Annotated in this window: 9 protein-coding genes, 1 tRNA gene and 2 rRNA genes (1 of these 12 cut by a window edge); 5 read left to right on the top strand and 7 right to left on the bottom strand. The window is 45.3% G+C overall.

From position 1 onward, the window contains the following. The 4 genes from ACSYSH_RS03565 to ACSYSH_RS03580 form a co-directional block, all read right to left on the bottom strand. Nucleotides 1–950: ribosomal RNA gene (locus tag ACSYSH_RS03565) — 23S ribosomal RNA — on the bottom strand (it extends 1,957 nt beyond the left edge of the window). Between the two features lie 192 nt (nt 951–1,142). Next, a tRNA-Ala gene (locus ACSYSH_RS03570) sits at nt 1,143–1,215 on the bottom strand. A 95-nt stretch (nt 1,216–1,310) separates the two neighbouring features. After that, a 16S ribosomal RNA gene (locus ACSYSH_RS03575) occupies nt 1,311–2,861 on the bottom strand. The 16S and 23S rRNA genes sit together here with 1 tRNA gene alongside, the layout of an rRNA operon. A gap of 504 nt (nt 2,862–3,365) precedes the next feature. Continuing rightward, on the bottom strand, nt 3,366–3,911 hold the full coding sequence (locus ACSYSH_RS03580; RefSeq protein ID WP_491702364.1) for a guanylate kinase: 546 nt from the start codon (nt 3,909–3,911) through the stop codon (nt 3,366–3,368). Nucleotides 3,912–4,026: 115 nt separating this feature from the next. Here ACSYSH_RS03580 and ACSYSH_RS03585 point away from each other — a divergent pair, with 115 nt between their 5' ends. Next, nucleotides 4,027–5,439 carry an APC family permease gene (locus ACSYSH_RS03585; RefSeq protein ID WP_489816026.1) on the top strand — a complete coding sequence of 471 codons (1,413 nt, stop codon included), beginning with the start codon at nt 4,027–4,029 and terminating at the stop codon, nt 5,437–5,439. A 140-nt stretch (nt 5,440–5,579) separates the two neighbouring features. Here the strand turns inward: ACSYSH_RS03585 and ACSYSH_RS03590 are convergent, their stop codons facing one another. Next, nucleotides 5,580–7,283 carry a septation ring formation regulator EzrA gene (locus ACSYSH_RS03590; RefSeq protein WP_491702363.1) on the bottom strand — a complete coding sequence of 568 codons (1,704 nt, stop codon included), beginning with the start codon at nt 7,281–7,283 and terminating at the stop codon, nt 5,580–5,582. 375 nt (nt 7,284–7,658) lie between these two features. On the opposite strand from ACSYSH_RS03590, the gene rpsD reads away from it, so the two are divergent. From rpsD to ACSYSH_RS03610, 4 genes are all read left to right on the top strand, one after another. Beyond that, nucleotides 7,659–8,270: a 30S ribosomal protein S4 gene (gene rpsD, locus ACSYSH_RS03595; protein WP_047974713.1), complete on the top strand. Its 612-nt coding sequence runs from the start codon at nt 7,659–7,661 to the stop codon at nt 8,268–8,270. Between the two features lie 249 nt (nt 8,271–8,519). Beyond that, on the top strand, nt 8,520–8,894 hold the full coding sequence (locus tag ACSYSH_RS03600; protein WP_252773530.1) for a YueI family protein: 375 nt from the start codon (nt 8,520–8,522) through the stop codon (nt 8,892–8,894). Nucleotides 8,895–8,962: 68 nt separating this feature from the next. Then, the gene (locus ACSYSH_RS03605) at nt 8,963–10,252 is read left to right on the top strand and encodes a replication-associated recombination protein A (RefSeq protein ID WP_491702362.1); all 1,290 of its coding nucleotides are present in this window, start codon (nt 8,963–8,965) and stop codon (nt 10,250–10,252) included. Nucleotides 10,253–10,704: 452 nt separating this feature from the next. After that, a complete protein-coding gene (locus tag ACSYSH_RS03610) occupies nt 10,705–11,163 on the top strand; it encodes a universal stress protein (RefSeq protein WP_491702650.1) in 459 nt (152 codons plus the stop codon). A 56-nt stretch (nt 11,164–11,219) separates the two neighbouring features. On the opposite strand, the gene ACSYSH_RS03615 is transcribed toward ACSYSH_RS03610, so the two are convergent. Beyond that, on the bottom strand, nt 11,220–12,362 hold the full coding sequence (locus ACSYSH_RS03615; protein ID WP_491702361.1) for a D-alanine--D-alanine ligase family protein: 1,143 nt from the start codon (nt 12,360–12,362) through the stop codon (nt 11,220–11,222). Between the two features lie 87 nt (nt 12,363–12,449). Next, a complete protein-coding gene (locus ACSYSH_RS03620; RefSeq protein WP_491702360.1) occupies nt 12,450–13,439 on the bottom strand; it encodes a DUF2785 domain-containing protein in 990 nt (329 codons plus the stop codon).

Consider the following 13,439-nt stretch of genomic DNA (forward strand, 5'->3'; position numbering starts at 1 on the left):
TTATCAAACTTTGGTAACCCGAGATGGGCCCCTAGGCTTAACAGTGCTCTACCTCCAGTATGCTCTTCATGAGGCTAGCCCTAAAGCTATTTCGGAGAGAACCAGCTATCTCCAAGTTCGTTTGGAATTTCACCGCTACCCACAGTTCATCCGAGCATTTTTTAACATGCACCGGTTCGGACCTCCAGTAAGTTTTACCTCACCTTCATCCTGACCATGGGTAGGTCACCTGGTTTCGGGTCTACAGCATCGTACTATTCGCGCTTTTCACACTCGCTTTCGCTACGGCTCCGGTTTTTTCACCTTAACCTCGCACGATACCGTAACTCGCCGGTTCATTCTACAAAAGGCACGCCATTACCCATTAACGGGCTCTGACTTCTTGTAGGCGTCGTGGTTTCAGGAACTATTTCACTCCCCTTCCGGGGTGCTTTTCACCTTTCCCTCACGGTACTGGTTCACTATCGGTCACTAGGGAGTATTTAGCCTTACGGGATGGTCCCCGCAGATTCCGACCGGATTTCACGTGTCCGGCCGTACTCAGGATCCTGTCTAGAGGACAAAAGCTTTCGGTTACGGGGTTATCACCCTCTTTGACAACGCTTCCCAACGTTTTCACCTAACTTCTATCTTGGTAACTCAACGACAGTCCTACAACCCCAGCATGCAAGCACACTGGTTTGGGCTCTTCCCGTTTCGCTCGCCGCTACTCAGGGAATCGATTTTTCTTTCTGCTCCTGCTGCTAATGAGATGTTTCAGTTCACAGCGTATTCCTTCAACTATCCTATGTATTCAGATAGTGATAGCACTTCTATGTGCTGGGTTTCCCCATTCGGAAATCTCTGGGTCATAGCGTACTTACCGCTCACCAAAGCTTATCGTAGTTAGTCACGTCCTTCATCGGCTCCTAGTGCCAAGGCATCCACCACGCGCCCTTATTCACTTAACCACAACTTTTCAGTTGGATCAGTTTTATGAGTTGGTCTTCTTTCAGACCTGCGATTAAACCGTTCTTTTTAAAGAACTTGTGTTGTTTCTCGGTTCATTTAGATGATTCACCTCTGAATCATTTTAAAAGAATTTCTTGATTATTCAGTTTTCAATGTACTAGCTTTTGGCCAAAAGGCTTTCTTCTGGCCAATGGAGAATAGCGGGATCGAACCGCTGACCCCCTGCTTGCAAAGCAGGTGCTCTCCCAGCTGAGCTAATCCCCCATGCGCTGGTTGTGCTTCACGCACTCAAAACTAAACAAAACTTTGCACAAATCAAATTGACTCTGACGTCCCTGTAACGCTCCGATTATCCTTAGAAAGGAGGTGATCCAGCCGCAGGTTCTCCTACGGCTACCTTGTTACGACTTCACCCCAGTCATCTGTCCTGCCTTAGACGGCTCCTCCCTAAAAGGTTAGGCCACCGGCTTTGGGCATTACAAACTCCCATGGTGTGACGGGCGGTGTGTACAAGACCCGGGAACGTATTCACCGCGGCATGCTGATCCGCGATTACTAGCGATTCCGACTTCATGTAGTCGAGTTGCAGACTACAATCCGAACTGAGACGTACTTTAAGAGATTCGCTTACCCTCGCGAGTTCGCTGCTCGTTGTATACGCCATTGTAGCACGTGTGTAGCCCAGGTCATAAGGGGCATGATGACCTGACGTCGTCCCCGCCTTCCTCCGGTTTGTCACCGGCAGTCTGTCTAGAGTGCCCAACTGAATGCTGGCAACTAAACATAAGGGTTGCGCTCGTTGCGGGACTTAACCCAACATCTCACGACACGAGCTGACGACGGCCATGCACCACCTGTCACTTTGTTTCCGAAGAAAACAGCACTATCTCTAGTACCTTCAAAGGATGTCAAGACCTGGTAAGGTTCTTCGCGTTGCTTCGAATTAAACCACATGCTCCACCGCTTGTGCGGGTCCCCGTCAATTCCTTTGAGTTTCAACCTTGCGGTCGTACTCCCCAGGCGGAACACTTAATGCGTTAGCTTCGGCACTAAAGGGCGGAAACCCTCTAACACCTAGTGTTCATCGTTTACGGTGTGGACTACCAGGGTATCTAATCCTGTTTGCTACCCACACTTTCGAGCCTCAACGTCAGTTGCAGTCCAGTAAGCCGCCTTCGCCACTGGTGTTCTTCCATATATCTACGCATTCCACCGCTACACATGGAGTTCCACTTACCTCTACTGCACTCAAGTTCGACAGTTTCCAAAGCACTTCCACAGTTGAGCTGTGGGCTTTCACTTCAGACTTATCGAACCGTCTGCGCTCGCTTTACGCCCAATAAATCCGGATAACGCTCGGGACATACGTATTACCGCGGCTGCTGGCACGTATTTAGCCGTCCCTTTCTGGTATGGTACCGTCATGTAAAGATCATTTCCTACCCTTACCGTTCTTCCCATACAACAGTGCTTTACGACCCGAAAGCCTTCATCACACACGCGGCGTTGCTCCATCAGGCTTGCGCCCATTGTGGAAGATTCCCTACTGCAGCCTCCCGTAGGAGTTTGGGCCGTGTCTCAGTCCCAATGTGGCCGGTCAGTCTCTCAACTCGGCTATGCATCATTGTCTTGGTAGGCCTTTACCCCACCAACTAACTAATGCACCGCGAATCCATCAAAAAGTGGTCCAAACGGACCTTTTAACGTTTTGTCATGCGACAGCACGTTTTATACGGTATTAGCATCTGTTTCCAAATGTTATCCCCTGCTTTTCGGTAGGTTATTCACGTGTTACTCACCCGTTCGCCACTCGCTTGAAGAGTGCAAGCACTCTTCGCTGCGCGTTCGACTTGCATGTATTAGGCACGCCGCCAGCGTTCATCCTGAGCCAGGATCAAACTCTCATGTTAAAAGTTTGAAGATTGCTCTTCGATTAAACTGACTAGTTGCTATCTCTCGATAACGCCTATCCGTTTATTGTTTGTTACGAATTGACTTCGCAAATTTGTTTGTGACTACTTACCAAGTAGCCACCGTTACAGATTTGTTTGTTCAAAGTTTTGTTCAGTTTTCAATGTGCGATGCCTTGTTGGGCAACTCATTTATCTTACCTTAGCTGTGACCTAAAGTCAACAACTAATTTAGAAAGTTATTTGAGTTGCTTTGTTAGGGCAACTTGATTAGTTTATCAGGAATGTTGAAGCTTGTCAACAACTTTCTGATGAACTTTTATCAACTGCCGGTCATCTCTGACAACCAGCGCCTCGCTCGAAGCAGCTTTGCTTCGTAACGAACAATAACTAGTATAGCGCCTACCTGACTACTCGTCAACACTTTTTTTGGTAATTTTAGCGATTGGTCTCAAACGCTGATTTATCAGCATTGTAAATTTAACATTCGTCGATTGAAAACCTTTAGCGTTCTACTAACCGATCTACCTGGTCACAGGTTTGCTGCCAATCATCATTAACAATAATCTCAGCACCGCCTTGCAATTGATCGGGTAGCTTTAAGTCTCGTTGGAACTCCGGTGCCGATAAGCGATCCTGCACCCGGTCTTTTTCATCCCCACGAGCAATCAGGCGGTTCTCAAGTTTGACAACATCTTTAATCGTAACGTACCAAATCCAGGCCTGGTCACCTAAAATTTTTTGGTAGGTTTCAGCTCCTTTGGTGTCTAAGACAATACTAGCAAGGTTGTTTTTCTGCCACGCTTTTTCTAAACCTTCCTTAGAAGAACCATAATTTGCCTGACTATAATGAACAGACTCTAAATAATGGTTTAATAAGAAAGAATCCTTCGTTTCAAAATAATAATCAAGGCCGTCAACCTCACCAGCCCGCTTAGGACGGGTAGTATGTGTGATGACTTGCGGCACGCGCCATTTTTCCTTTAAGTAAGTTGCAATTGAGGTCTTTCCCGCTCCAGCTGGTCCCGTTAAAACAATTACCCGATTCATGGCTTTCTCATCCCCCATTTCTTTGTTTTCTTACCTTATCATCAAAATAATCGACAATCCAGTTAAAAGTTGGTACAATTGATGGCAGTTATATTAAAATAAAGTGAGAAAAGTTATGCAGTTACTAAAACGTGCCTTTGCCCGCGAGTCAGCTGCTGGTTACCTTGAAAAGGATCAGCAGATGGAGCGTGTGCTTACAACAAAAGACCTAATCGGCCTGGGTGTGGGAACCGTCATTGGTTCTGGAATCTTTATTTTACCCGGTCATGAGGCCGCTAACAACGCTGGTCCGGCTGTTTCTATCGCCTTTCTAGTTGCAGCTATCTTCTCTGGTATCTGCGGCATGGCCTTTGCCGAATTTTCATCAGCCATGCCAGTTGCTGGATCAGCTTATTCTTACGGATCTGTCATCTATGGTGAAGTAATTGGTTGGATTCTTGGCTGGTCCTTAATTTTGGAATACTTCTTGGCAGTTTCAGCGATTGCCACTGGTTTTTCAGCTTATTTCAATAATTTACTGAGCCAAATGGGTTGGGCTTTGCCTAAGGCTCTCCAGGCTGGACCTGGTGCCGGTGGTGTCGTCAATTTGATGGCCGTGGTTATTATCTTAATTTCAGCAGCTGTTCTATTCGCTGGTGTGAGCCAATCAAAGAAGATTGAAAATGCCGGTGTTGTTTTGAAGGTTGCCATTATTGCCCTCTTCATTATCGGTGGCCTCTTCTTCATAAAAGGACATAACTACGCTGATTTCTACCCTAAGCAGTTCCAAACAGGTGCCTTTGGTTTGGGTGGTTTAACTGCCGCAACCGCTTCCATCATCTTCTCCTTCCTAGGATTTGACACGATTGCTGCCCACGCAGCCGAAGTCAAGAATCCAACAAAAACAATGTCTCGGGGGATCTTAGGTACAGTCGCAATTTCCGCCATCCTGTACACCTTGTTCTCAATTGTCTTGACAGGGATCGTCAATTACAAGAGCTTGGGCGTTGATGACCCAGCCGCTTTCGCCTTGCAGGCCGTTAAGCAAACACAGTTTTCCGTTGTCATTACAATTGGCGCTTTAATTGGAATGTTCACCGCTGTGTTGGCCTTAATTTTCGCTTCATCACGTTTGGCTTATTCTTTCGGTCGTGATGGTCTCTTACCTCGTGGTTTAGGAAAGGTCGCTGGTCCACACCGTCTGCCAGTCAACGCCTTGATTTTAGCAGTTGCTGTTGAAGCATTCTTGGCTGGCCTTGTCCCATTGAGTACATTGGCTAACTTGATTAACATCGGTACTTTGACGGCCTTCATGTTTATCAGCTTCGGCGTCTTGATCTTACGTAAGCGTCACGACCTGAAACATGATGGTTTCAAGATGCCATTCTATCCTGTCTTACCATTAATTGCTGCCGGATTATCATTACTGTTGATCCTACGCTTGCCTGCAGAAACATTGAAAATGTATGGTGTTTGGGTCGTAATTGGCCTGATTTGGTACTTTACTTACGGTATCCGCCACTCTGCACTGAAGCAAATTAACAAATAACTCCATTGAAAAAGCTGACTGTTTGGGAATCAACCCAGACAGTCAGCTTTTCTTTTTTCTTGATTTACTTTTGACGTGATTAAGTGGTGAAATCAGAACACGGACCACTAACTTTCATTATTTTAAGCAGGATCCACTTCTTATAAAAGAACTGGATCCTGATTTTTCTGGAGGCGCTCAAAGGCTCCGGGCTCAACCTCTTGCAAGACTGGCTTCATCTCTTGAATTACGCCATCGTAATCAAAATCAACTTGATAGAGCTTTTGACCGACCTTTAACGCCTTAGCGACTTCTTCGTTTTGTTCGCGGTAACGGTTAGCATATTGAAGGAGTGAAACGGCTAAATCAGCAGCGACAATCACAGTATGAGCCTGTTCCTTTAAGGTGTCGAAGTCAGCAGCGACAATGTTCAATTGACGCTGCACATCATCCAAATCGACTTCTCCCGCATACACGGCCTCATCGAGGCGCGTAATTTCGTCACTCACTGTAAAGAATTTTTGTAGAAAGTCCTCGGGCAACCCTGGTAGGTCGCGACGCTCAAGGGAGCGCTTCACACCACGAATTTGATCAATATAAGCAGTTGTATGCTCCTTAGCGGACTGCAAAGCAGGTTGGAATTCCTCAATTTGATGGTACAAGGCAACCTGGTCGCTATCTAATTGGCTCAAAATTGATAACCAATTTTCTTGGCGCGTAACTGCCCAGCTGTATGTCTGACTACCTTCCTTTAAGGCCCGTTGGACTTCTTGTTGACTCAATACTAATTCTTCAATGTCATGGTGATAACTAGACTGTCGGTCTTCTTCCTCATGACCCAAAATGAAACGTCCCTTCAAATAAGTTAGCTCAAGCAGCAAAGAATGGTTTTGTTCCTTAACCCGATCAAATTCTTTATTGACACGTTCTTGTTGCTTAAAGTAACGGTGATAGGCCTGATATTCTTCTTCCATGAGGTCATACAAATCTTGAATCTTCTGGTTTAACGTTGTTGAAATCGTATTTGCTTCCTTGACTTTCAAACCTTCAATCGCCTGAAGTCCTTGAAGGCGGAGGTCATCGACCTCACTCAAAGCATCTTCCAAGACACCTTCGACAAAAACAACGCCACGATCCGTCAAATCAAGCCAGCTCGTGTGCAATTCGTTAATCTGATCCAAGTATTTTTCATTAAAAGCGGTAAATAAAATCGGCAGATTTTGCATATAATCAAGAACCTGACCAGCGATCATCCCAACCTCTTCGAACTTTTGGGCTGCCTTTACTCGGTCCCCAGCCTCAATTAATTCATGGTAGCGTTGGTACTCATCTTCCTCATCAGATAAAAAGGCTAATAAAGCCGGTGCACTTGGGCCATAGGGGTTATTCGTGGCTGTTAACCGCTCTGTGATATCGTCAAAATCCCCATGTAATTGATCGATAGCCTGACGTTGCATCTTGTTTTCTTGCTGTATACTTTCCAGTCCTGAAACAACCTGTTTTTGCAAAGAAACAGCTTCGGTCATTTGATCTAACAAAGATTGTAGCGACTTTCTGGTCTTCCAAACGTTCAATCCAGCGCTCAATTGCATCGCGCGATTGATTTCCGCATCAATTGCCGCAAAGCGATGGTTGCGCAAGTCACGATAAATCTTTTCCGTTTCCTGGAAATTTTGCAAAGCCTGACCAGCTAAGGCGACCTTTCTTGCTGCTGCCAAATCAGTGGCAATGTCTTCATCCATGAGCGCTTTTTTAGCCAAACTAAAATCTACCGCCTGCGCGGCAGCCTGCCGTTGTGTCAAAACCACCCAACCAAGACCGATTAAGATAGCGATAATCACGATAACTGCAATAATAATCCACATATGTACTAAACCCTCAGCTTTATTTACTAATTAAGTCCACCATACACTATTGGCTACTGAAATTAGATTCATTTGCCTTCTTTTATCCCTTTCTTAAGATTTTTGATTCTTTTTCAGCCTGACTTTTCAATCGAAACGACATAAAAATACGGATACCATTTTGTTCAACACTCTTTTTCTTGCTAATTTCCTTCTGATTTGCTATACTGGTTGAAGTTGTATTGAGTAGCAGTCGGTAAAGAAGCGCGTCAACAACGTCCAAACTCGTTAGTAAGGACTTAGCTACAGTCACTGAGAAACGATTTTTCTTGACGCTGCACGCATCTGGTGCCGACCCTCAAATGTACAGCAAAATACATTTTGGAGGACATATACATGTCACGTTATACTGGACCAAAATGGCGTATCTCACGTCGTTTGGGTGTTTCACTTTCTGGAACTGGTAAGGAATTGTCACGTCGTGCCTATGCACCTGGTGACCATGGCCAAGGCCGTCGTGGAAAGGTTTCTGAATATGGAATGCAATTGCGCGAAAAGCAAAAGTTGCGTTTCACTTATGGTTTGACTGAACGTCAATTCCACTCATTGTTCAACAAGGCCGGCAAGGTTCGTCAAGGTACTCACGGTACAAACTTTATGATCTTCTTGGAACGCCGTTTGGACTCATTGGTTTACCGTCTTGGTTTGGCAACTACTCGCCAACAAGCACGTCAATTGGTTAACCACGGTCACATCTTGGTTGATGGTAAGCGCGTTGATATTCCATCATACGAAGTTGTTCCTGGTCAAGTAATCTCTGTTCGCGAAAAGTCAAAGAACATTGTGCCAATCCAAATCGCTGTTGAATCAGTGGTTTCACGTCCACAATTCGTTTCTTTTGATGCCGACAAGCTTGAAGGTACTTTCGTTCGTTTGCCAGAACGTGAAGAATTGGATGCTGACATCAACGAAGCCTTGATTGTCGAATACTACAACCGTTTGGGATAATTTAATTAACTCTTTCTGGTTGAAAAGTCACTGCTGATGCAGTGGCTTTTTTTTGGAAAAAATCAGCGCGACAATCGTTCGCACAATTGCTTGAGCAGGCAACGCTCACAACTGCAACCATCAAACCGCAAAGTGCTGGTCAATCAACCAGTAAACGTTGATTAACCGTCAAAAAAAGCGCACAAGCCTTTAATCTTTTTAACTTTTTTCGTATAATTGTCTGTAGTAAAGTAATTGGAGGATAACCCAATGGATGATGTTAACAGCCGTTTAGAACAGGGACAGCAAGGTAATGGCGGTCCCAAGATTAATCCTGATGAGCAGCGCCTTTACCTAGGCACTTTTCGTGAACGAGTAGTCGCGGCCGTTAAAGAATCAAAGGCCGATGATAGCCAAGTTCAAGAAGAACTCAAGGCAAGGATGCAAAACTGGCCAAACACGACCTTACTGATTGACCAGGATGCTTGTGGTGATGCTTACATTAACTACTTACAAATGGCTGTTAGCACCAATCACCCCTACACCCTGCTATCTGATTTTGAAAGAACAACACAAACAAGCGACCCCTATGCGGTCGTTCTTGCGGCAAAATCAGCCGTAAACCAAGAATCAATTGACCTGTAACCTGACGAAGCCGGTTTCAACCGGCTTCTTTTTTATCAAAACAGAGCCATACTGAGAAAGGAGCCTTCATGCCCGGACAAAAACCGCTGGCCTACCGAATGCGGCCAACAAAAATTGAAGAAATCGTTGGCCAAGAAGACCTAGTCGGCGAAAATAAAATCATTTGGCGGATGGTGGCAGCCAAGCGCCTTTCCTCGATGATTCTTTATGGTCCACCCGGAACTGGTAAAACCTCAATTGCCTCAGCCATTGCTGGTTCGACCAACTTCGCTTTTCGGGCCCTAAACGCGGCGACCGATTCGCAAAAGGACCTCCAGGTTGTGGCTGAGGAGGCAAAAATGTCAGGGACTGTCGTCCTTCTTTTAGATGAAATTCACCGTCTAAACAAGGTCAAACAAGACTTCCTCCTTCCTCACCTTGAATCGGGCGCGATTATCTTGATTGGGGCGACAACGGAAAACCCTTACTTAAACGTCACGCCAGCCATCCGTTCCCGGACCCAAATTTTTCAAGTCCAACCCTTAAGTGACCTGGACATCAAAAAAGCGATTAAACGGGCACTGACAAATCAAGAAAACGGACTTGGTAACTACCAAGTCAATCTAAGCGAAGAGGCCCTCACCCACCTTAGCCAAGCAACCAACGGCGATCTTCGTTCTGCCCTGAATTCCTTGGAGTTAGCAGCTCTTTCGACCAAGCCGGATGCAAACGGGATCGTCCAGGTAAACCTGGCAGTTATCGAAGAAACTACTCAAAGGCAGTCACTCGTCGCCGACAAGGATGGCGATGCCCACTATGACATTATCTCGGCTCTACAAAAATCAATTCGAGGATCGGATGTCGACGCGGCCCTACACTACGCCGCCCGGCTGATTATTGCCGGTGACCTGCAAATCTTAGTCCGCCGACTGATTGTGATTGCCTACGAGGATGTTGGTCTGGCTAATCCAAACGGCGCACAACGAGCCGTGACAGCTATTCAAACCGCTGAAAAATTAGGATTACCTGAGGCGCGGATTCCACTGGCCAATGCCATTATTGAATTAGCATTGTCGCCAAAGTCCAATTCAGCTTACACCGCAATCGATGCTGCCATCGCCCAAGCCAGTCGTTCAAAGGCCCAGACCATCCCAAACCATCTACGCGATAGTCACTACAAGGGCGCCGAGAAACTCGGCCACGGAAATGACTACATTTACCCTCACGACTTCCCTAATGACTGGGTTGCTCAGCAGTACCTTCCAGATACGATCAAAGATGACGCCTATTTCCAGCCAAAAGGTAACTCGAATTTCGAGCAGCAATTAAAGGATGTTAATCAGAGCCTCAAAAACCAACAGCGCCGTGGTTTAAAATAAACAATACCAATCTGATTTTGAACAACAATTTTGCTGATGGTTACTCACAAAAATCAGAATGTCAAGACTAGTATTTTTAGACAAAATCAGTATACTATTTAGTGAATACTCTGGTATACGCATTGCTACATTTACAGCTTTTTCCTTACAACCTTTTTATTTTGGACGGGGATCCTCAGGTTATGACATGCCCTTTCGTTTGGTAGTCAAAGCCCCCGGTGAAACGCCCACCTCGATAATTTCGAGGAAAATCTGAGTAGCGGTTAACGGTGCCAATAGAGTATCGTGGGCATGACCCACGGCTCGCCTTCGGGCGGGCTTTTTTTGTGAACTCATACTAAAGACTAAACGAATTAGCCAATTGCTGGTATCCACTAATTCCTATTCGCAGACTCTGCTTTTTATTTCGTCTTAAAAGACTTATAATGAACCTAGAAAGAGAGGTCTTTACGATGACACAGTCTTACCAGAAAATTTTGGTTCCAATGGATGGCTCAAAGGAGGCTGAGGCGGCCTTGAAGCGCGCAATCGCCCTAGCAAAAGAAGACGACGACGCTGAATTAGTGATTGCTAATATCATTGATACTCGTGCCATTCAAAACATTACATCTTTCGATAACACGATGGTTGACACCATCACGGAAGATGCCCGTCAATCATTGGAAGCTTACAAAAAGCAAGCAACTGAGGCAGGCCTCTCAAATGTTTCATATCGGATTGACTATGGTTCACCAAAGACCATGATTGCAACCGATATTCCAAAAGAAATCAAAGCTGATTTGATTGTAATTGGGGCCACTGGTCTCAACACGGTTGAACGTCTAGTTGTCGGTTCTGTCACCGCCTTCGTTACTCGAATCGCGACAATCGACGTCTTGGTTGTTCGTTGCGCAAAGCTCGCTCAAAAGTAAAAATCAGTAAAAAAACGTCCCTTGCGTAACAACAAGGGACGTTTTTTTATTTAAAATTATTGGCCGTTGAAAGTTCCAACCTTCTCTTCACCCAATGATTCAAATGAATAAGAAATCAGTTGTTCCTTTTCGTAAGCTTCAAAGCCATATTGCACCATCATATCAGCCAACTTGGCATTGTTAATATCGGAATAATCCCACAAGCGCTTAAACAAGGACATGTTAGTAAATCCTGGCAGCGTATTTGGTTCACCTAAGTAAGGAACGTTATTCTCGTCAATTAAGAAATCCATCCGAGCTTCACCGGCCAAGTTCAAGACTTGGTAAGCCTTCTTTGCCATCGCTTTAATTTCAGCCGTGACATCTTCTGGCAAGTTAGCGGGAATCTCAAAGGCAACAGCTGAGTTATCCACAAACTTTGATTTGTAATCATACCAGCCCTTACCATTCCCACCTTGATCTGGTACTTGGTGGGCACCGATTTCAGAAACTAAAATATCATCATTTCCAATCACGCCAACCTCTAATTCACGGGGGCCATTAACGGCTGCCTCAACCAAGACCTTGCGGTCATACTTGAAGGAATCAGCCAAGGCAGCCTGATATTCGGCCTCATTTTCAGCCCGTGAAATACCAACGGATGATCCCTGATTAGCAGCCTTAACAAAGACCGGTGAACCTAACTCTTTTGCAACAGTTGCCCAGGTCAATGGCTGATCATCATTTTGATAAGTAACCAGGTACTTGGTATTACGGATGCCATTGGCCGTCAAAATTTCCTTGGTAATCACCTTATCAAAAGAAATTGCGTGGCCACGCAAAGCGGCACCAACATAAGGCTTCTTCAAGAGACGGAAAAGACCTTGAAGCGTACCATCTTCGCCAAGGTTACCATGAACAACTGGGAAAAAGATATCAATTGGTGGCAAATCCTTTAAGGCAGCAATCGGTGCCAACGTTTCCTGTGGGTCAATGCTTGCCATGTATTCAGCAACCAAAGGAGCCTCATCGGCTTGGTTCATAATTTCAAATGATCGCTTAGCATCCAAGAAAAAACCATTTTGGGCAATAGCCACGACCGAAAGGTCATACTTGCCCGTTTCCTTTAGGGCCTGATAGTAATTATAGGCAGACCGCTTGGAAACATCGTGCTCTGACGAGTTTCCACCAAACAACAATACAACATGTTTTTTGCTCATAAGAAAATTCCTTTATTGGTCCACCAGCCAGGTGGACGTCATGGGTAAATATTTTTTTCATTCGCCAACCTAGCGAGACGAAGACAATTAAGAAAGGTAATTCTTAGTCTCTTGGACATATGCCCAAATTTTTTCAGGCACCTGATCTTGACCAAAAGCTAAAATTTGCTGGAAGAAATCAACGCGATTATATAATTTCTGCCAGCGTGACCGAGTTTGTGCAAAGGGTTCATTCACAAGGTCTTGCCGCCACAATTTTAATGATAGTAGTAAATAATCGGCGTAGAGGCTGTGCTTTTGACTCAAGCGCAAGATGGTTCCTACTTGGCGGTTTAGCTCACCCATCGTGAGTGGTGTGTTTAGCTGACGGAAATTCGTCATGATACAAGCAAGCAAGAAAAGTTTGTCTGACCGTGGAACATCCGTCCGGTCAAAAATCGCGCCCAACACATTTGCTAAATGAGTAAAGGCATGAATCCAACCATGGCCAGGCACGAAACCGCGTGTATCCAGTTCTAACAGCGCATACAGGCTAACCTGTTCGACGATAGCCATCATCAACTCTGAGCCAATAAAGGGTTCAGCAGCTTGCTGATCAGCCATCAATAAAATCGAAAGAATGGCAAGGGCAAAAGAGCGTCCATAAGCACCATCGTTTTCTTCCTGCAAAATTTGACTAAGTAGGTGGTCGTCACCAATCATTTCAGCCGTCAACCAGTCTAATTGCTGATGACTTAAATGCCCATTTTGGATGGCATTCCCAAGAAAGAAGAAGGCCCCCGTATCACGAATCTTTGCACTCGGTGAAGACAACTGTTCCACGACTGCCCGCAAGTCATCATCTGCTACAAACTGATTGGATTCCTCATGGTTGGCCGACCACACATCCTGGTAGACCTGCATTTGTTCAATCACGGCCATTGAATCTCTAGGTCGTGGAGTTGGCTCAGCCGGTTCCATGTCCGCATTTTCTTTTAAGACATAGAGTAACTCAGGTAGTGATTCATAAACATCCCCACTGCGTAGCTGTGATAATAACACCCGTGTTTTTTCATGAATTGCTGCAAGTTCTTCCAT

The organism is Fructobacillus sp. ESL1117 (assembly GCF_058508565.1).